This window comes from Baekduia soli (genome assembly GCF_007970665.1).
GTDB lineage: Bacteria > Actinomycetota > Thermoleophilia > Solirubrobacterales > Solirubrobacteraceae > Baekduia > Baekduia soli.
Map to the genome: position 1 here is coordinate 1626636 of NZ_CP042430.1, position 19484 is coordinate 1646119.

17 protein-coding genes, 1 tRNA gene and 1 other RNA gene are annotated in these 19484 nt (G+C 76.5%); 8 read left to right on the forward strand and 11 right to left on the reverse strand.

Annotation, left to right across the window (positions count from 1 at the left end; all coding sequences use genetic code 11):
- Window positions 1–316 precede the first annotated feature (316 nt).
- The 3 genes from FSW04_RS07505 to FSW04_RS07515 form a co-directional block, all read right to left on the reverse strand.
- Window positions 317–388, reverse strand: a tRNA-Val gene (locus FSW04_RS07505).
- Between the two features lie 168 nt (window positions 389–556).
- Complete coding sequence (locus FSW04_RS07510; protein ID WP_146917894.1) at window positions 557–1525, reverse strand: ArsR/SmtB family transcription factor; 969 nt, start codon at window positions 1523–1525, stop codon at window positions 557–559.
- 6 nt (window positions 1526–1531) lie between these two features.
- Window positions 1532–1879: a VOC family protein gene (locus FSW04_RS07515; RefSeq protein WP_187369330.1), complete on the reverse strand. Its 348-nt coding sequence runs from the start codon at window positions 1877–1879 to the stop codon at window positions 1532–1534.
- Between the two features lie 94 nt (window positions 1880–1973).
- On the opposite strand from FSW04_RS07515, the gene FSW04_RS07520 reads away from it, so the two are divergent.
- The 5 genes from FSW04_RS07520 to ffs all read left to right on the forward strand — a co-directional run bounded on the left by FSW04_RS07520 (window position 1974) and on the right by ffs (window position 5544).
- On the forward strand, window positions 1974–2468 hold the full coding sequence (locus FSW04_RS07520) for a quercetin 2,3-dioxygenase (protein WP_187369331.1): 495 nt from the start codon (window positions 1974–1976) through the stop codon (window positions 2466–2468).
- A 535-nt stretch (window positions 2469–3003) separates the two neighbouring features.
- A complete protein-coding gene (locus FSW04_RS07525; RefSeq protein ID WP_146917901.1) occupies window positions 3004–3225 on the forward strand; it encodes a hypothetical protein in 222 nt (73 codons plus the stop codon).
- Window positions 3226–3236: 11 nt separating this feature from the next.
- Window positions 3237–3716: a cupin domain-containing protein gene (locus tag FSW04_RS07530; protein WP_146917903.1), complete on the forward strand. Its 480-nt coding sequence runs from the start codon at window positions 3237–3239 to the stop codon at window positions 3714–3716.
- Between the two features lie 136 nt (window positions 3717–3852).
- A complete protein-coding gene (locus FSW04_RS07535) occupies window positions 3853–5226 on the forward strand; it encodes a glutathione S-transferase family protein (protein WP_146917906.1) in 1374 nt (457 codons plus the stop codon).
- A gap of 49 nt (window positions 5227–5275) precedes the next feature.
- Window positions 5276–5544: signal recognition particle sRNA large type (gene ffs, locus FSW04_RS07540), an RNA gene on the forward strand.
- Between the two features lie 89 nt (window positions 5545–5633).
- Here ffs and FSW04_RS07545 read toward each other — a convergent pair.
- The 4 genes from FSW04_RS07545 to FSW04_RS07560 form a co-directional block, all read right to left on the reverse strand.
- Entirely contained in the window at window positions 5634–7085 is a 1452-nt protein-coding gene (locus FSW04_RS07545) for a DHA2 family efflux MFS transporter permease subunit (RefSeq protein ID WP_146917908.1), read from the reverse strand.
- A 71-nt stretch (window positions 7086–7156) separates the two neighbouring features.
- A complete protein-coding gene (locus tag FSW04_RS07550) occupies window positions 7157–7714 on the reverse strand; it encodes a TetR/AcrR family transcriptional regulator (protein ID WP_146917910.1) in 558 nt (185 codons plus the stop codon).
- A gap of 49 nt (window positions 7715–7763) precedes the next feature.
- On the reverse strand, window positions 7764–9164 hold the full coding sequence (locus FSW04_RS07555) for a hypothetical protein (protein ID WP_146917912.1): 1401 nt from the start codon (window positions 9162–9164) through the stop codon (window positions 7764–7766).
- Between the two features lie 13 nt (window positions 9165–9177).
- Complete coding sequence (locus FSW04_RS07560) at window positions 9178–10509, reverse strand: M20/M25/M40 family metallo-hydrolase (protein ID WP_146917914.1); 1332 nt, start codon at window positions 10507–10509, stop codon at window positions 9178–9180.
- A gap of 95 nt (window positions 10510–10604) precedes the next feature.
- On the opposite strand from FSW04_RS07560, the gene dnaX reads away from it, so the two are divergent.
- Genes dnaX through recR form a run of 3 tightly spaced genes read left to right on the forward strand, consistent with a single transcriptional unit; the run spans window position 10605 to window position 13373 of the window.
- Window positions 10605–12320, forward strand: a complete 1716-nt coding sequence (gene dnaX / locus FSW04_RS07565) for a DNA polymerase III subunit gamma/tau (protein WP_187369332.1) — start codon at window positions 10605–10607, stop codon at window positions 12318–12320.
- Window positions 12320–12763, forward strand: a complete 444-nt coding sequence (locus FSW04_RS07570) for a YbaB/EbfC family nucleoid-associated protein (RefSeq protein WP_146917919.1) — start codon at window positions 12320–12322, stop codon at window positions 12761–12763. Before dnaX ends, FSW04_RS07570 begins: the two co-directional genes overlap by 1 nt.
- Before the next feature lie 7 nt (window positions 12764–12770).
- Window positions 12771–13373, forward strand: a complete 603-nt coding sequence (gene recR / locus FSW04_RS07575) for a recombination mediator RecR (RefSeq protein WP_146917921.1) — start codon at window positions 12771–12773, stop codon at window positions 13371–13373.
- Window positions 13374–13600: 227 nt separating this feature from the next.
- On the opposite strand, the gene FSW04_RS07580 is transcribed toward recR, so the two are convergent.
- The 4 genes from FSW04_RS07580 to FSW04_RS07595 are packed head-to-tail and all read right to left on the reverse strand — an operon-like array spanning window position 13601 to window position 19483.
- Window positions 13601–15151 carry a metallophosphoesterase family protein gene (locus tag FSW04_RS07580; protein WP_146917924.1) on the reverse strand — a complete coding sequence of 517 codons (1551 nt, stop codon included), beginning with the start codon at window positions 15149–15151 and terminating at the stop codon, window positions 13601–13603.
- 22 nt (window positions 15152–15173) lie between these two features.
- Entirely contained in the window at window positions 15174–17459 is a 2286-nt protein-coding gene (locus FSW04_RS07585; RefSeq protein ID WP_146917926.1) for an ABC transporter permease, read from the reverse strand.
- On the reverse strand, window positions 17456–18196 hold the full coding sequence (locus tag FSW04_RS07590; RefSeq protein WP_146917928.1) for an ABC transporter ATP-binding protein: 741 nt from the start codon (window positions 18194–18196) through the stop codon (window positions 17456–17458). Before FSW04_RS07590 ends, FSW04_RS07585 begins: the two co-directional genes overlap by 4 nt.
- A 60-nt stretch (window positions 18197–18256) precedes the next feature.
- Window positions 18257–19483, reverse strand: coding sequence for a glycoside hydrolase family 3 N-terminal domain-containing protein (locus FSW04_RS07595; protein ID WP_146917930.1), 1227 nt, complete (start codon window positions 19481–19483; stop codon window positions 18257–18259).
- Window position 19484 lies beyond the last annotated feature (1 nt).

Consider the following 19484-nt stretch of genomic DNA (forward strand, 5'->3'; position numbering starts at 1 on the left):
ATGCGATCCGGTCGGTCGGCGACGGGATCGACCCGCTCGACGACCCCGACCTGCTGCCCGCCATGCTTGAGCCCAGCGTGCTGATCAGCCCACACACCGCCGCTCTGTCGGTGCGCGAGAACGAGCGCATCCCAGCGAGAACCTGCGCCGCGAGCTCCGCGGCGAGGACCTACTCGGTCGCGTCGATCCCAGGATCTTCGGGACCGCCCGCGCCTTCACGATCGCTCCACCGGGCGATGGACCGCCCGCGTCCCACCTCGCCGGCGCGCCACATCCGCCTGCGCCATAAGGCCCCAATTTGCAGGCCTTATGGCGATGGGCGCGGCGGGTTTCGAACCTGCGACCTCTCGCGTGTGAAGCGAGCGCTCTCCCACTGAGCTACGCGCCCTACTCGGACCGCCCTGTGCTGCCTCCTGCCCACGGCGCAGGGATCGGCTGGCGCCGGACTGTCCAGCGCGGCAGTTTAGCCGGAGGCGACAGGCGGCGGACTGACGGCGGGTCACGCGGCGGTGAGCGCCACGCGGGCCGGTTCCGCGTGACCCCCGGGGAGGGCCGGTCAGCCGGCCACGAGCGCGTCGCCGAGCGGCGTGCGCACGTACAGCACGCTGCGGCCCTCGCGCCGTCCGGTCGCCAGGCCGGCGTCGCGCAGGGCCGTCAGATGGTGTGAGGCGTTGGCGGGGCTGATCCGCAGGCGCTCGGCGACGTGCGTCGTCGAACGCGGCGCGGCGAGGTCGGCCAGGACCGCCGCGCGCGTGACGCCGAGGAGGCGGGCGAGCCCGTCGGGCGCCGGCGCCGCGTCCTCCCACAGCGTGGCGATGCCGCGCGCGGGATAGATCACGGTCGGCTGCCACGGCCCGCGATCGATGACGAACGGGCGGACCGCGGAGAACGCCGTGGGCATCAGCAGCAGCCCGCGGCCGCCGAGCGCGATCGTCGCCTGGTGGCGCGGGACGTCGACCTCGACGTGGCGCTCGTCCCAGCTCACGCCGTCGGCGAGGTCGGCGAACAGCCCGGCGGCTCCGCCCTCGGCCAGTCGTCGCGCGCGGTGGGCGACGTCGGCGTCGAGGAACGCGCGCACCCTCGGCCAGACGGGCGCCACGGCGCGCTCCCAGTACTCCTCGAGCAGGTCGGCGAGCCCGCGCACCTCGCGGCGAGGGTGCGCGATCCAGCGCTCGGCCGTCTCGCGCGCCCCGGGGTGTTGGGAGGCGAACAGGCGCATCTCCTCACGGATCTGGGCGGCGCGCGTGGCCCGCAGCGCGGCGAGGTCCTCCTCGATGCCTCCCAGCGGACCGCTGGGCGGCGGCGTGAGGAAGTCGGGGGTGAAGCCGCGCGGCGGCAGCAGCGCGACGGCGTCCTGCAGCGCCAGGCCGTCGAGGCGTCCGCTCAGCGACCGCAGCCACGGCACGTGCAGCGCGGCATGCGCCGGATCGCGCAGCGCGACGAGCGAGTGCACGAGCTCGAGCATCGGCGAGATGGCGAAGCGCGTGCGGGCGAGGTCCTCGACCGAGAAGACGAAGCGCACCATCGGCGGTCAGGTCCGCGGGACCATGACCTCCAACATGGTGCCGTCGGGATCGGGGACGTAGATCGAGTCGCTGTCCCGGTGGCGCTCGGGGTGATAGGTGATGCCGAGCTGGTCCAGCCGTGCGGCGAGCGCGGCCTGGACCGGCGCGGTGGTCGCCAGCGCGACATGGCGCAGGCCGGCCGCACGGTCGGCGAAGAGCCCGAGCCGCGCGCCCGCCGGGCCCAGGAAGACCGGCTGGTCGGGGACGTCGTGCGGGTCGCCGGCGCGCAGCCCGAGGACCTCGGCGTACCAGGCCAGCGACGCGGTCCGGTCGGAGGCGTTGAGCGAGACGTGGTCGATGCGGATGACGTTCATGGATCCAGCGTCGGGCGGGTCGGCGGTCCCGGCAACGGATTCGATGCTCGTTGAATCATTCGCGCCAGGCAAGGGGCTGTCCCACGCTGCCCCCATGACAGCCACCACCATCCCGGCCGGCCACCCCTACGTCGCTTGCGAGAGCGAGCCGCGGTGGTACGGCAACAGCCTCTTCGAGTTCCTGGTGCCCAACGACGCGACCGGCGGGCGGATGACGGTCTTCCGGGCCACGATGCCCGAGGGCTTCAGCCCGCCGCGCCACATCCACACCCGCGAGGACGAGGCCTTCCTGGTGCTCGAGGGCGACGCCGGCTTCGATCTCGACGGCCGGACGCACGTCGCCGGCCCGGGCACGAGCGGGTTCATCCCGCGCGGCGTGCCACACACCTTCCGGGTGCTGAGCCCCGTCGCGGTGATGTTGGGGGTCATGACCCCGGGGACCTTCGAGGAGCTCTTCCGCCACCTCGGCGTCCCGGCCGCCGAGCGCACGCTGCCCGCGCCCGGCGTCGTCGCGTTCGACATCGAGCGGGTCATGGCCGAGCAGGCACGGCTGGGCACGCAGGTCGTCGGCCCGCCCCTGGGGGCCTGACGGCGCCGGGCGCCGCGGCGCCGACAGAACCGGATCATCACCCGAGCACCGAACGGATCACGATCGATGTCAACTCCACTGCATCACCTCTCCGCGCGCTTCGCGCAGCAGGACCTGGCGCGGCGGGCCGAACGCACCCGGCAGCGCACCGGCGTCCCCGGCGCCGCGCCGTCGGCCCGCAGAACCCACCACGTCACGCCCGGGTCCAGCCGGGCGGATGCCGCCGAGCCACTGCGGTAGCCCCGACGCCGGAGACGCGGCGAAGATGACCGGCATGACCTGCACCCGCAGCGCCCTGCCTCCGGTGCACGCCGAGGCCGATCCGTGAGGGCCCTCGTCAACCCCGCGTGGGATCCGGCCGCGGTGCCGCCGCCCGACGACGGCGCCGCGGCGTTCCACCGCCGGCTGCCCGGCTACGCGCCCTGACCTCGCGGCGCCGGGCGATCGCCGGCGAGGGCGCCGAGGTCGTCGTGGTCGACGGAGCCCACGAGGACGCGGTCGCGCAGGCCGAGCGCACGGCGCAGGAGGACGGGCCGTGCTCGTCGCCGACGTCGGCGCGGCGGGCGGCCCGGCCGAGTGGGGCATCGACGGCTACGCGACGCTCTTCGCCGAGGGCGCCCACGACCGCGTCCTGGTCCCGGTCGGCGTCGGGTCGCTGACCGCGGCCGGCGCCCCCCAAGGGGCGCGCGCCGGGACGCGCGTCCTGCTCATCGGCTCCGAGGGGCACACGGGGACCGGGCCGTCCCGAGGCGGGTAGGCTGCACCCCCATGGAGGGCTCGCACGATCCGGGCACCGCCGCGTGGCACCTGCGGCTGCACCACACGGGGCACGACGCGCTGAGCGAGGACACCGCCCAGACGCCGGGCATGCGCCGCTACGAGGCGATCTCCGGCGCGCGCACGGGCTCGCGCAAGCTCTGGATGGGCCGCACCCACGTCGGCCCGGGGATGGTCTCGGCCGACCACCATCACGGCGAGGCCGAGACCGGCATCTACGTCGTCAGCGGGCATCCCGTGTTCGTCTTCCTCGAGGACGGTGCCGAGCGGCGCATCGAGACCGAGCCCGGCGACTACATGTACGTCCCGCCCTACGTGCCGCACCGCGAGGAGAACCCGTCGCCCGACGAGGAGGCGGTGGTCGTCATCGCGCGCAGCACGCAGGAGGGGATCGTCATCAACCTCCCGAGCCTGCGCGCCCACGTGCCCGAGCTCGACGCGCTCGCGGCGGCGCCGGAGCCGCCGGCCTGACGCCGCGCGCGCGGCGCCCCCGGGGACCTGGCGTGGTCGCGGCCGGCCCTGCTCGGGACGCTGCTCCTGGCCCGCCCTGCTGATCGGCTGGGCCTGACGCGCCTCGGGTCGCATCCTCGGCTTCTGGTCGTTCTCCATGCTGCTGCCGCAGGCGCCCTGCGGCGCGGCGGCCGTCGGCGTGCTGCACGCGACGGTCCGCCCGACGCTCGGCCACCGGGCCGCCCTGCCGGCCGCGCTCGCGCTGGCCGTGTCGCCCGTGTCGATCGCCGTGGCCCGCGTCAACAACCCCGACGCGCTGCTCGTGCTCCTGCTCGCCCTGTCCGCCCACCTCGTCGCGCGGGCGATCGAGTCGGACCCGGACCCTGGCGCCGGCGGCGCCACCGTCGCCGACGCGGCCAACCACCCTCGTTCGGCTCCTCGTCGGCGACCCAGCAGGGTCCCGGCGGCCGCTTCGGCGGCGGCCCGCCGACCCCCGCGGCGGGCAGACCGGGCCGCCGGCGCAGGGCCAGGCGCCCGGGCAGGGCTCCTGACGCCCACCGGCGATCAGGGCACGCGCCCTGCGGGTACGCCCGATCCTCGTGCCCATCCCCCCGAGCTCCATCCGCCCGTGAGCGCGACCCCGCAGTTCGCCGGCGAGAGCGACGGCGGCGGCCGCTTCGTCCGCCAGGACAGCCGCTTCCGCGAGCGCGTCGACGAGCGGCCGGAGCCGGGCCGCTACCACCTCTACGTCTCGCTGGCCTGCCCGTGGGCCTCGCGGGCGGTGATCGTGCGCATGCTCAAGGGCCTGCAGGAGGACCTGCCGATGACCGTGCTCGACCCGATCCGCGACGACCGCGGCTGGCGCTTCGATCCGCAGCGCCCCGACCCGGTCAACGGCTTCGCGTTCCTCCAGGAGGCCTACGAGGCCACCGAGCCCGGCTTCGACGCGCGCGTGACCGTCCCCGTGCTGTGGGACACGCAGGAGGGGCGGATCGTCAACAACGAGAGCGCCGACATCATCCGGATGCTCGACGGCTGGAGCGACGACGGCCCCGACCTGGTCCCCGAGGACCTGCGCCACGCGATCGACGAGCTCAACGAGCGGATCTACGCCACGGTCAACAACGGGGTCTACGCCGCCGGGTTCGCCTCGACGCAGGAGGCCTACGAGGAGGCCTTCGACGAGCTCTTCGCGACGCTGGACTGGCTCGACGACCTCCTGGCCACGCGCCGGTTCCTGCTCGGCGACCAGATCACGGAGGCCGACTGGCGGCTGTTCGTCACGCTCGTGCGCTTCGACGCCGTCTACGTCGGCCACTTCAAGTGCAACCTGCGCCGCATCGAGGACTACGACCACCTCTCGGGCTACCTGCGCGACCTCTACCAGCAGCCCGGCGTCGCCGACACGGTCGACTTCGACCACATCAAGCGCCACTACTACGGCACCCACCCGCAGATCAACCCGACCGGCATCGTCCCGAAGGGGCCGGCCCTGGACCTCTGGCGCGACCACGGCCGCGAGACGGTCTGAGCGCCGCACGCGGCCGCGCGCGCCGCGGACGGCTAGACTCCGTCGCGGACCGTGCTAGGCGGGGAGGTAGCGGTGCCCTGTCGCTCGCAATCCGCTCTAGCGAGGCTGAATCCCCGGTTGAGGGGTGTGGCCAACGGGGTCTGCGCGCCGTGGCGGCGCTGATGGCCCGGGTCCCGCGCGGCGTCGGCTCGTGAACCAGGTCAGGTCCGGAAGGAAGCAGCCTTAAGCGATCACCGGCGAGCGCAGCGGGAGTTCCCGGTGCCGGAGCCGCCCTCCGGTGTGGCGCCCGAGGGACGCATGTCGAGGTCGGGTGCACGGTCCGCTGATCTGCAGCATGAAGGCCCCGCCGGGATCCGGCGGGGCCTTCGTCGTCACGGCCGCGGGGGCGGCGCGCCGCGCGCCGCCGCTCAGGCGGCGCCGGTCGGGGAGGGCGCCACGGCGACCATCGCCGGATCGGCCTCGGCCGTGGCGGCCCCCGTGCGCGGCCGGCCCGGGATGAGCAGCGCCAGCAGCGCGCCGAGGGCCAGGACCGCGGCGCCGATGGGCAGCGCGGCGGTCATCCCGTCGACGTAGGCCTGCGGCGACGTGTAGCCGCCGTCGTGGGTGAACACGGAGGCCAGCACCGCGACGCCCAGCACGCCGCCGAGCTCGCGGATCGCGTTCGTCGCGCCCGAGGCCTGGCCGGCCTCCTCCGGGCGCACGGCGCCGAGCACGGCGTTGGCGGCCGGGGCGAACACGAGCGCCATGCCCGTGCCGGCCAGCACGAACGGGACCAGCAGCGCCGAGTAGGCGACGGTCGGGGTCGTCACCGCCGCGAGCCAGCCGATGGCGATGGCCTGCAGGGCCAGGCCGCCGGCCATGAGCGGCCGCGCGCCGATCCGGTCGCTGAGCAGCCCGGCGACCGGCGCGACGACCATCGGCATGATCGTCCACGGCAGCACGCGCAGGCCCGACTGCAGCGGCGACAGCCCCTGCGTGGTCTGGAAGAACTGCGAGAGCAGGAAGATCGAGCCGAAGACGCCGAAGAACATCGCCAGCGACGTCCCGTTCGTGGCGCTGAACGCGCGGGAGCGGAAGAAGCGCAGCGGCAGCATCGGCGCCTTGGCGCGGCCCTCCCAGGCCACGAAGGCGGCCAGGAGCACGACGCCGGCGCCGATGGAGGCGACGATCGTCGTCGAGGTCCAGCCGAGCGCCTCGCCGCGCACGATGCCGTAGACGATGCCCAGCAGGCCGGTGCCGGCCAGGCCGATGCCCGGGAGGTCGAGGCGGCTCGCGGGCCCGTGGGACTCCCCGAGGTAGCGCGCGGCGAGCGGGACGAGGACGAGCCCGGTCGGCACGTTGAGCCAGAAGATCCAGTGCCAGGAGATGCCGTCGACGACGGCACCGCCGACGACCGGGCCCAGCGCGACGCCCAGGCCGGAGATGCCCGACCAGGCGCCGAGCGCGAGGCCGCGCTTGGCGGCGGGCACGGCGCCGGAGAGGAGCGTCAGCGTCAGCGGCGTCACGATCGCGGCGCCGAGGCCCTGCGCGGCACGCGCGGCCACGAGCGCGCCGGTCGTCGGGGCGAGCGCGGCGGCGGCGCTGGAGACGGTGAACAGCAGGACGCCGAGGGAGAACATCCGCCGGCGGCCGAAGCGGTCGCCGAGCGCGGCGCCGGTGAGCAGCAGGACGGCGTAGGCCAGGGTGTAGGCGTTGACCGTCCACTCCAGCGACTTGATCGAGGCGCCGAGGTCGGTGCGGATCGTCGGCAGCGCGGTGGTGACGACGAGGTTGTCGAGCGTCACCATGAAGAGCGCCACGCTGACGATCGCGAAGGTCCAGCCGGCACGCGGCCGCGCGGACTCGGGGGAAGGGGTCATCTCGGCCTCCCGGACCGTGGTTGGTGAGAGTGAGTGCTTACTCACTCGGTGGGCAAAAAAAGGGGACCGCATCAGCAGACGCGCAGGACCTCGGCCCAGCGGCCGTGGGTGCCGTCGGCGCCGATGGCGGCCATGACGTTCATGAGCATCCCGTGGGCGAAGAAGCTCTGGATGCCCTCGGGGGGCAGACCCGTCTCGCGCTCGACGACGGCGAACAGGTCGGCGAAGCCGGCGCGCGAGGCCTCGGCGACCTCGGGCATGGCGGCGGCCGCGGCGTGCATGTGGATCTGGGTGAGCAGGAGCCGGCGGTCGGCCAGCAGCTCGCCGTAGGCCTCGCCCATCGCCTCCTTGACGTCGCGGCCGTCGGCGCGGGCCTGTGCGGCGGCCTCGATGAACGCGGAGCGGATCGCCTCGTTGGAGCGCTGCACGACGGCCAGGATGAGGTCCAGCTTGCTCGGGAAGAGGCGGAAGAGGTAGGCCTGCGAGATCCCGGCGGCCTTGGCGACGTCGATGGTCGGCGTGCCCAGGAAGCCGCGCTCGCCGAAGACCTGCATCGCGGCGGAGAGGACCTCCTCGCGCCGCTCCTCGGCCGTCGACAGCGTGCGCTTGGTGGCGGCTGCGGGCGTCATGCAGGAATGAGTATGTACTCACTCACCCGACGATGTCAAGGGTGGTCGCTCAGCCGCAGCCGCCGAACAGCAGCCAGAAGCGGCCGCGGGCCGTCGGCGCGCCGCCGGGCGCGGGCGGCAGCGTGCGGTCGAGATCGCCCTTGTCCAGGACGAACTGCTCCGCCACGGCGGGCGAGGCGGGGACGAACGCGGGGCGCGCGTAGCGCCCGTGCTCCTGGGCGCTGAGGATGGCCGCGGGCCGGCGGTCGGTCCACAGCGCGAGCTGGGGGACCGCACGGCGGTTGGGCACGGTCAGCGGGCAGCGCAGCCCAGCCGTCTGCGGCGCGAGGTCGTGCAGCTCGTCGAGGATGTGGGTCTGCGTGATCAGCGCCCCACGGGTGCTCCGCAGCCGGTGGACCTGCGAGGGGGCGAACGCGGCCAGCGCCACGACCGTCAGCGCCGAGAACGCCATCCAGCGCACGCGCCAGGGGTCGTCGCGCGCCAGCGCTGTCCAGCCCGCCACGCCGGCGCCGCAGAAGATCGCCAGGATCGCCGCCGGGCCCAGCAGGTAGCGCGTGAGGATCGACAGGCCCGCGGCGGCCAGCACGCAGAACGCCACGACGGCCACCACGCCGGCCGTGACGCCGAGCACCGCGCGGTCGCGCAGGCGCCACAGCGTCAGGACGCCGCCGCCGGCGGCGCCGAGCAGCACGGGCTCGCGCAGGATCTCGCCGAGCCTCCGCGGCAGCGTGGAGGGCACGTGCTGCAGCCCGGTCACGCGGCCGAGGTCGGCCGCGGTCGACCGCGTGCCGGTCAGCGAGTGCAGCGGGTCGCCCGTGATCGCCAGGTCGCTGAGCGCCCACAGCGCCGGCGCGCCCGCGATGAGCGCGACGTGGACCGGGCGCAGCGCGCCGCCGCGCCAGAGCCACAGGCCGTAGACGATCGCGAACAGCCAGGCCTCGGGCCGCAGCAGCCCGGCCAGGCCGACGAGGACCAGGACCGGCGTGCCGGCCCGCCGTCGCCGGGTCTCGACGAGCAGCGCGCCGAGCAGCAGGCACAGGTAGGGGATGTCGACGTAGGCCCGGACGCCGTAGCTCAGGACGGGCTCGCGCGTGAGGACCACGAGCGCCGCGACGACCCCGGCCGCCGTCCCGAACCAGGCGCGCCCCAGCGCGAACACGAGCCAGCCCAGGACGCCGAGGGCCAGGAACGCGAGGACCTCGAAGAGGCCCTCGCCGAACCCCGTGCCGACCAACGCGCCGAGCGCGCCGACCAGCGTGGCCAGCGGGTGCGGGGTCGGCGCGAACGCGACGCTGTAGTCCGGCGTGCGCCCATGGACGAGGTCGTTGCCCCACAGCAGCGCGTACTCCGTGTCGTAGTTGACGAAGCGCGCCGGCGTGCACGCCAGCCACACGAGCGCCGCGAGGGCGACCGAGACGGCGGCGGGGACGACGAGAGGGCGCGGCCGCATGCGGCCGCGCACGCTACTGTGGCGCGCCGTCGCCCAGCGCGGCCAGGGCCGCCAGCAGCTCGCGGGCCGCCCGCTCCCCGAGCTCCAGGCCGCGCAGCGAGAACGACTCGTTGGGCGCGTGGAACGGGTCGTCGGGCAGGACGAAGCCGGTCACGATCGTCGGGATGCCCTTCGCGCCGAGGTCGGCGACGATCGGGATCGATCCGCCGCTGCGCACGAACGCCGGGGCCACCCCGCAGGCGCGCTCGATCGCCTCGCCGGCCAGTCGGATCGCGGCCGTGTCGACGCCGAACAGCGCGGGCTGGGCGCTGTGGGAGCTGACGACCTCGAGCTCGGCCCCCTCGGGCAGCCCCCCGCGCAGGAGGCGCAGCAGCTCGGCGCCCATCGCGTCGGGGTCCTGGCCCGGGGCCAGGCGGATGGAGATCGTCGCGCGTGCGACCGCCGGGATGACCGTCCGCGCGTCGCCCGCGACGATCTGGTTGACGTCGACCGCCGTGTCGCTGCCGTTGCGCTCGATGTACTCGGCCGCCGCCGCGGGGTAGGCGGGCCGGGCGCCCGCGGCGTCCAGCGCCTCCTGCCCGGAGGGCAGCGCGTCCCACGTGGCGCGCTCGGCGTCGGCGACCGGCGCGATGCCGACGCGCAGCTCGTCGCGCACGCGGCCGTCGGGACCCGGCAGCACGGCCGCCAGCGCGGCGTGCAGCGCGTGCAGGGAGTTCAGCGCGCTGCCGCCGTACATCCCCGAGTGCAGGTCGCGCCGGGCGGCGCGCACCTCGAACGTCAGCAGGACCACGCCGCGCAGGCCGACGCAGATCGCCGGCAGGTCGGGGCCGACCATGCCGCTGTCGTAGACGATCGCCGCGTCGGCACCGCGCTCGTCGGCCGCCAGCCAGGCCGCGATGGACTCGCCGCCGGCCTCCTCCTCGCCCTCGATCGCCACCCGCACGTGGACCGGCAGCTCGCCGGCCTGGGCCAGCCCGCACGCCGCGTGCAGCAGCGGCAGGAAGTTGCCCTTGTCGTCGGCGGCGCCGCGCGCGTAGACCCGCCCGTCACGGACCTCGGGCTCGAACGGCGGGCTCTCCCAGAGGTCCAGGGGCTCGGCGCCCTGGACGTCGTAGTGGCCGTAGATGAGCACGGTCGGCGCATCCTCGCGCGCCGCGCGCAGCTCGCCGATCACGAGCGGGTTGCCGCCGCCGATGCGCACCAGCTCGGCCTCGCCGCCCGCCGCGCGGACCTTGTCGACGGCCCACTGCGCGGCGCGCTCCAGGTCGGCGGGGTCCCCGCCGCCGGTCGAGATGCTGGGGATCCGCAGCCAGGTGAAGAGCTCGTCGAGGAGGGTGTCGGCCATGGCTGGCAGACTACGCGGACCGCTGGAGCCGGCCCCGTGCCGGCACCCGCCGCGGTCCGGCTCGGGGGCCGCGATCGCCCTACACTCGATTGCCCGTGCCCGCCGGACCCTCGCTCTACCGCCGCCACCGCCCGCGGACGTTCGACGACGTCATCGGTCAGGAGCACGTGGTGCGCACGCTGCGCAACGCGATCGAGCAGGGCAAGGTCCACCACGCCTACCTGTTCGTGGGCTCGCGCGGGACCGGCAAGACGTCGATGGCCAAGATGCTGGCGGCGTGCCTGAACTGCGAGCAGGGGCCGACGGTGACGCCCTGCGGGCGCTGCGAGTCGTGCGTGTCGATCGCCTCGGCGTCGTCGATGGACGTCATCGAGATGGACGCCGCCTCCAACAACTCGGTCGACGACATCCGCGAGCTGCGCGACTCCGTCCAGTACGCCCCGGTCGGCGGCCGCTACAAGGTCTACATCCTCGACGAGGCGCACATGCTGTCCACGGCGGCGTGGAACGCGTTCCTCAAGACGCTGGAGGAGCCGCCGCCGTCGACGATCTTCGTCCTGGCCACCACGGAGGCCGCGAAGATCATGGACACGGTCGTCGACCGCTGCCACCGCTTCGACTTCCGCCGCCCGACCGTCGAGCAGCTCGCGACCGTCGTGCAGCGCGTGGCGGGCAAGGAGGCCATCGAGATCGCCCCGGACGCCGTCGCGCTCGTGGCGCGCAACGCGACGGGCTCCTACCGCGACGCGCTCGGCACGCTCGAGCAGCTCGTGACCTACTCGGGCACGTCCATCGACACCGACGACGCCCTCGCGGTGCTCGGCGTCGCCGACGACGACCTGCTCTTCGGCGCGCTGGACGCCGTCGGCGCGCGCGACGCGCGGGCCGCCTGGCAGGTCACGGCGCGCCTGGCCGAGTCCGGGCGCGACGCGGCGCAGTTCCTGCGCGACCTGGAGACCCACGCGCGCGACGTGCTCGTCGTGCAGACGCTGGGCGAGGTGCCCTCGCAGCTGGCGATGACCGCCGAGCGCGACGCCCGGCTCGCCGACCAGGCCGGCCGGCTGACCGGCGCCGACACCGTCCGGCTGCTCGACCTGCTGGCCGCCGGGATGCGCCTGGCCAAGGACGGCGCCGACGCCCAGACCCAGCTCGAGGTCGCGCTCGTCAAGGCCGCCGCCCCGGAGGTCGACCCCTCCACGCGGGCGCTCCTGGCCCGCCTGGAGCGCCTGGAGCAGGCGCTGTCGGGCGCCGCGCCCGCCCCGCGGCCCGCCGCTGTGCCGCACGCGGCCGCGCCCGCGCCCGCGCCGCCGGCCCCGCCCGCGCCTCACGCGCCCGTCGCCGAGCCGGGCGCCGCGGCGCCCGAGCCCGCCCGTGAGGAGGCGCCGTCTGCCGTCGCGGTCGCCGAGCCCACGCCGGCGCCCGCTCCGCCGCCGCTGGGCGAGCTGGACCTCGCGATGGTCCAGGAGCTCTGGCCCGCCGTCCTGCAGGGCGTCGCCGAGACCAACCAGATGCTCGCCGGCTGCCTGGCGGAGGCCCGCCCGATCACCGTCGCGGGCCGCGACGTCACGCTCGCGTTCACGCCGGCGATGGCCTTCCAGAAGCGCAAGGCCGAGGACGCGGCCTCGCGGCGGGTGCTCGGCGCGGCGTTCCAGGCGCTGACCGGCGTGCCGCCGCGCCTGCTGTACGAGACGCGTGAGCCCGAAGAGCTCGGCGTCGAGCCCGAGGTGCTGGGCGAGGACGACTTCATCGCCCGCCTGCGCGCAGAGTTCGACGCCGTCGACCACCAGCCCGACGAGGAAGGCCCGGCCTGATGCCCCAGCCCAACATCCAGCAGATGCTCCAGCAGGCCCAGGAGGCCATGGCGGCCCAGCAGGAGGCCCAGGACGCGCTCAAGGAGCAGCGCGTCGAGGCCTCGGCGGGCGGCGGCATGGTCAAGGTCGTCGTCACCGGCGACCTGCGTATCGAGGCGCTCACCATCGACCCCGACGCGGTCGACCCCGAGGACGTCGAGATGCTCCAGGACCTCGTGCTCGCGGCGACCAACGAGGCGCTGCGCCAGGTCGTCGACCTCCAGGAGAAGGCCATGCAGGGCGCCGCCGGCGCCGGCGGGTTCGACCCGATGCAGGCACTCGAGGGCCTCGGCCTCGGCGGCGCGCTCGGCGGCCTGGGCGGCCCGGGCGGGCCGGGGGCCGGGGGCGGTGGGCCGCAGCTCAACCGCGCGGCCCGCCGCGCGGCCGCCAAGAAGAACCGGTAGCCGGGCGGTGCTCGCCCCGCCCGTCCAGCGCCTGGTCACCGAGCTGGGCAAGCTGCCCGGCATCGGCCAGCGCACCGCGCAGCGGCTGGCCTTCCACCTGCTGCGCGTCGACGGTGAGGAGGCCAACGCGCTGGCCGACGCGATCCGCGAGGTCAAGCTGCGCATCCGCCAGTGCGAGATCTGCTTCAACCTGGCCGACGAGCCGCGCTGCCGCATCTGCCAGGACGAGCGGCGCGACCCGCGCGTGATCTGCGTCGTGGAGGAGTTCGGTGACGTGCTCCCCGTCGAGCGCACGCACGAGTTCCGGGGCCGCTACCACGTGCTCGGCGGCGCGCTGTCGCCGATCGACGGCGTCGACCCCGAGGACCTCAAGCTCGCCGAGCTCTACCGGCGCGTCGAGGGCGGTGAGGTGCGCGAGGTCGTCATCGCCACCAACCCCACGACCACCGGCGAGGCCACCGCGCACCACATCGCGGGCGTCCTGCGCGAGCGGACGCCCGACGTGGCCGTGACCCGGCTGGCGTCCGGGCTTCCGGTGGGCGGCGACCTGGAGTACGCCGACGAGGTCACGCTCGGCCGGGCGTTCTCCGGGCGGCGCGAGATCGTCTGAGCGTCGCCGCGGCGCCGCCCGCCCGGCGGTTCTCAGATGCTCCGCGGCCCGCTCGAGGCGCGGGGGGCCGTCGATGGCGCGGAGGTGGGGCATGACCCCACGTTCGCGACATCCGATGGGCTGATGAGCGCCGACGCGCCACCTGCGGCGCTCGTGGGCACGTGGATGGCCCATGGCCACACCCCGGTGCCGAGGACCTCCGGCCCCGGGCGGCGCCCCCGCCTCCGTCACGCCACCGCGTCGCCGGCCCCGAGCGTCGCCGGCGCCGTGAGGGCCGGCAGGGGCCGCGGCACGCCGGGGCGCGCCGGCGGTCGCGGTGGCCGGGCGGGCAGGTGCAGGCGCACGTTGCGCGCGCCCGGCGGCCCGGCGGCGCCGGCGGGCCGGCCGCCCTGGGGGTCCAGGAACGCGAGGTCGCGGGCGATCCCGGCCAGGTCGCCCTCGTCGCGGGGGCGCCCCGTGTGGTCGACGAGCCAGGTCTCCAGCGCGGTCGCCCCGCCGCGCGTGTGCACGAGGCGCAGCATGCGCCACTGCTGGGGCCAGTCGACGATCGACGCCGTCGTGATGTGCCAGTGCCCGCCCGCCGCGGTGCGCCGCGGCGCGATGGCGTTGCGGTGGGTGTGGCCGGCCAGGACGGCCACGACGCGCGGGTCGGCGTCCAGGACGTCGAGGACCGAGTCCGCGCCGGCGGTCTGGTCCAGCGGCTGGTGCAGCGCGACCATGATGTAGCGGTTGCCCGCCGCGGCCAGCGCGCGCCGCAGGAACGCGAGGGTGGAGGCGACCACCACGCCTCCCGAGCCGGCGTCGCGGCGCACGACGTCGAGCACCACGATGCGCAGGTCGGCGCCGACGTTCACGGCGTAGTCGAGCCGCTTGCCGGCCCCGCGGCGCAGCCGTCCCACGACGTCGTCGGCGCCGAGCTGGGTGCGCGCGGGGTCGGGCGCGACGCGCAGCGCGTCGCCGTCCAGACCCGCACGCAGCAGGTCGTCGACCTGGGACCGGGTGAGCTGCGTGCCGCGCAGCTGCTGCAGCAGCGCGGGCGCCGGCGTCACGAGCAGCCGGTCGCCGGTGGCGGCCGCGCGCGTGGCCTCGGTCGGGGCCAGCTCGCCCGCGACCAGGATGTCGTGGTTGCCCAGGACCGCGTGCCACGGGGCGCGGAGCCCGGGGCTGCGCACGGGGGCCACCGCGCGGTCCAGCAGGCCGGGGTGGCGCGGGGCGTCGACGTCGGGCCGGTAGTAGAGCGGGTCGGCGATCGTCTCGGCCTGCACGCCCTGGTAGCCGCGGCGGCCCGAGTCCGGGACGACCGTCCCGCCGCCCAGCAGCGTCACGGCCCACTCCAGCTCGTTGCGCTGGGCCGAGTCGGCGAGGTCGCCCGTCACGAGCACGACGTCGGGGCGCGCGGCGTTGACGGAGGCGACCGTGGCGGCCACGACCTGCGCGGTCAGCGTCTCGTGCCAGCGGAACGCCGAGCCCAGGCGCGGGCCCAGGCGGTCCAGGAAGGCCACGCGGCCGGGCGACTGCGCGTCGCGGACATGCAGGTCGGAGACCTGGGCGACCGTGGCCACCGCGCCGGAGGCCGCCGCACGCGGCGCCAGGTCGGTGCGGTCGGCCAGCGCGACGCCCGGCCCGCGGCTGAGCAGCCCGTCGCCATCGGGGTCCACGAGCGTGCGCGCCAGCGTCGAGCCGGGAGGGCCGGCCGTGCCGCCGCAGCCCAGCAGCGCGGCGGCCCCGGCCACGCCGGCGGCGCCGAGCAGCTCGCGGCGGGTGCGCCCGCGGCTCATGACGCTGCCCGGCCGTGCGCGGTCATGACTCCTCCCTCAGGCCCGCCAGCACCGGCTCGCGGACCAGGCGGCGCCCGGTCACCCACGCCGCGACCCAGGCCAGCACGGACAGCGCGCCGGCCAGGAGCGCGATCTGCGCGACGCTGGCGCCGAGCGGGAGGTCGGCGTAGCCCGCGGCCAGGCGGGCGACCAGCGGCGAGAGCACGAGGGCCTCCAGGGCCACCGCGACGGCGATCGCGGGCAGGACGACCACCGCGGCGGCGCCGCCCAGCAGCCGGCGCAGCGCGCGGGCGTCGGCGCCGGCGGAGCGCAGCGTCGCCACCGCGCCGCGGCGCTCGCGCGCCGTGAGGGCCAGCGCGCCGACCAGCGCGTGCAGGCACACGAGCGCCACGGCGCCCGCGACGACGCGCAGCAGCCCGGCCAGGACCCCGAGGAAGGCTCCGTTGTCGCCCGTCGCGCCGCGGACCGCGTCGGCCCGGGCGCCGAGCGCGCGCAGGCCCTGCGCGATCCGCGCGCGATCGGCGCCCGGGCGCAGCGCAAGGACCATCGGGCCGTCGAGCGCGGCCCCCGCGGCCACGAGCCGGTCGGGGCGCACGAACGCCACGCGGCCCTCGTCCTGCAGCGTGCGCACCACCCCCACGACGCGGAAGCGCGCCTCGCGCGGAGACCGGGGCTGGATGACCAGCGTGGCGCCGGGGCGCAGGCCCAGGGCGTCGGCGAGGCCGACGCCGACCTCGGCCTCCCCGGCGCTGCGCACGCGGCGCCCCGACGCCAGCGGCGGCGCCTCGAAGCGCGTGTGGTCGCCGGCGTAGGCGATGACCTTCAGCGGGGAGCCCAGCGACGTCGCGCTGACCGCGTCGATCGAGTAGCGCAGCGCGGCGGCCGCCACGCCGGGGATCGCCTCCACGGCGCCGGTGTCCTGCGGCGGCAGCCGCGTCGTGAGCTGGTAGCGCTTGCCCAGCGTCGCGGGGTCGTCGCGCAGCCGGGTCAGCAGCGTGGCCAGCGCCAGGAGCAGGAGCACGACGCCCGCGGCGGTGCCCAGGACCGCGACGACCGAGGCGAAGCGCAGGCGCCGGGCGGCGACCAGGCGCGCGCCGAGCGCGGCCAGGCCGCCGCGGGTGCGACCCGCCCGCGGGCGGCCGCCCGCGACGTCGCCGCCGCGCAGCAGCTCGGCCGGGCGCCGGCGCGCCGCGCGCCACGCGGGCAGCGCCGAGGCGACCGTGACGAGCCCGACCGCCGCGACCCACAGGCCGGCCAGCAGCAGAGCGACCGTCCCGGCGCCGGGCGCCAGCTCGTTGAGCGAGGCCAGCACGCGCCGCGTCGGCCCAGCGCCCGCCAGCGCTCCGGCGACCAGCCCGATCGCGGCGGCCGGCGCGGCGACGAGCGCGCCGCGGGCCGCGTGCACCCCGACGACGGCGCCGGGTGCCGCCCCGATCGCGCGCTGCAGGCCGATGCGGTCCAGCGCCCGCCGGACCTCGGACTGGGCGCCGGCAACCAGCAGGACCCCGGCCAGGCCTGCGGCCACCACGCCGAACGCGACGAGCAGCGCGACGACGATCCCGGCCGCCTGGCCGATGAGCGCCTCGACGCCGCCGCGGGTCAGGAAGCGCAGCCCGCGCAGGCCATAGGACGACTGCCGCGCGGCGGAGACGAGCACGTCGGCGCGCGACGGGTCCCGGGCCCACAGCAGCGCGGTGTTGACCGGGAACCGCTCGCCCGGCCGTGCGCCGAAGCGCGCGAGCAGCGCCTGCTCGGAGACCGTCACCCTGGCCGTCTTGGCCAGCGGCCAGGCCACGTTGTCGGGGGCGACCGACGCGCCGACGATCCGCATGGGACCCAGGCGCCCGACGTGCAGGTCGTCGCCGACCCTCAGCCCCCAGTCGGTCATGAGCCCGCGCTCGACGACGACCTCGGGGGGCCCGGCACGGTCGGCGATGTCGCGGCCGTCGACGATCGCGTAGCCGCGCCGGCCGCCGGCGACGACCTGCAGCACACCCTGGCGCGTATCGTGGCCGGGCGCCTCGAGCCGCAGGCCCGTGCGCTCGAAGCGGTAGGACGCGGCCTCCAGGTTGGGCAGCGAGCGCACGACCCGGTCGACGTCCGCCGGGTCGCGGTCGCCGAACCGGGCCTCGATCGTCGGCAGGCCGGCCCGGTCGGCGGCGCGCCCGAAGCCCGTCGACAGCGCGTAGGCGACGGTCAGCGCGACGCCGAGCACGAGCCCGGCCGCCGCGATGCCGGTCGCGGTGAGCGCAGTGCGCCCGGGCCGCGCCCGCAGGGACGCCCAGGCGGTGCGCAGCGCGAAGCTCATCCCGCCGCGTGGACGGCGACGTCGCCGTCGCTGCTGGTCACGGGCACCAGGCGCCCCTCCTCGAGGCGCAGCACGCGGTCGGCGCGCGCGGTGGCCTCGGCCTGGTGGGTGACCATCACGACGGCGCGGCGGTGGTCGGCCGCGCCGCGCAGCAGGTCGAGGACGGTGTCGCCCGCCTCGGCGTCCAGGTTGCCGATCGGCTCGTCGGCCAGGACGAGCGCCGGATCGGCCACGAGCGCGCGCGCCAGCGCGAAGCGCTGCTGCTCGCCGCCGCTGAGCTGGTGCGGGCGCAGCCCCGCGACGTCGCGCAGCCCGAGCCGGTCGATGAGCTCGCGCCCGCGCCCGGCCGACGCGCGGTCGGCGCCCGGCAGCGTCGTGGGCAGCAGGACGTTGGCCTCGCCGTCGAGCTCGGGCAGCAGGTGGAAGAACTGGAAGACGAAGCCGATCTCCGTACGCCGCAGCGCGCTCAGCTCGCGCTCGCCGGGTGCGCGGGGGCCGGCCACGGGGCGCCCGGCGACCTCGACGCTGCCCGCGTCGGCGCGATCCAGCCCGCCCAGGAGCTGCAGCAGCGTGGACTTGCCGCTGCCCGAGCGCCCGACGATCGCGACGAGCTCGCCGGGGTGCACGTCGAGGTCGACGCCGTCGAGGATGCGCCGCTCGCCCCGTCCCACGCCGTGGACCTTGACCAGGCCGCGGGCGCGCAGGACGACGTCGGAGGTGAGGTGGTCGTCGACCATGCCCGGGCCACCAGTGTGACGCGGCGCACCGCCCGGCACGCCGGTGCGGCGCGGCGGCGCTCACGCCGCGCCATAGCGGGCGCGCAGCGCGGCGACGCGGGCGAGGGCGTCGCGCAGCCGCGCGGGCGGGATCTGCCCCGTGCGCAGCGCCTGCGTGACCGCGCGCCACGCGGCGTCCTGGTCGGCGGCGTCGCCGGGGATCCACAGCAGGTCACAGCCGGCCTTCAGCGCCTCGACTGCGGTCGCCGCGACGGAGTCGCCTGTGGCCAGCGAGGCGGCCGCGAGGTCGCCCGAGACGACCACGCCGCCGAAGCGCAGGGGCCCGCGCAGGAGGTCGACGACGCCGGGCAGCAGCGTCGCCGGGGTGACGCCGTCGAAGGCCACGTAGGTCGCCGAGCTGAGCTGGAGCGCGGGGGCGTGCAGGGCGAGCTGGAGGAACGGCTGCAGGTCGCGGCGCTGCAGGTCGCCCTCGGACTCGCCGACGGTCGCCTGCCCGTCGGCCGGGTCGCCCGAGGCCGCGCCCTCCCCGGGGAAGTGGCCGGGCGCCGCGGCGATCCCGGCGGCCTTGAACCCGGCCAGCGAGGACGAGACCATGGGCGTGACGACCGTGGGGTCGTCGGAGAACGCGCGGCCCTCCCATGGGCCGCCCGCGGTGGCGATGTCGGCCACGGGGCCGAGCACGAGCCCGACGCCCAGCGCGTGCAGCACGCGCCCGGTCGCGGCGGCGATGCGGCGCGCGGCCGCCACGCCGGACTGGGCGGCCGCCGCCGGGGTGCCCACGGGCACCGCGTCGACCGCGCCGCCGGGCTGGACGGCGGCCACGAGCGGGGCGGTGTGGCCGGCGCGCACGGCCCAGCGCCGCAGCTGCCCGATGAGCGCGGCGACCTGCTGGGGCGTCCCGCCGTTGCCGTGCTGCAGGACGACGCCGCCCCAGTCGTGGGCGGTGATGCGCGCGCGCACGGCGGCCGTCGGCGTGTCGCCCGCGAAGCCGATGAGGAAGAGCCTGGCCGCCTGTTCGGCCTCGGCGGCGCTCAGGGGCCGGCCGGGCGCCGCGGGCGCCGGGGCCCTGGCGCGGGTGGTGGTCGTCGTCGCGGGCGCGGGCGCGGCCGGGGCCGTGACGGTCACCGGCGCGGCGGTGCTGGGCCGCGCGGTGACGACGGCCCGCGGCGACGGCGCGACGGGCTGCGGGCCGTGGGCGTCGCCGCCGCCCGACAGCGTGAACGCCACCGCGATGACGATCGCCGCGCCGAGGCACCCGGTCAGGCCGAGCAGGATCCACCGCCTCATG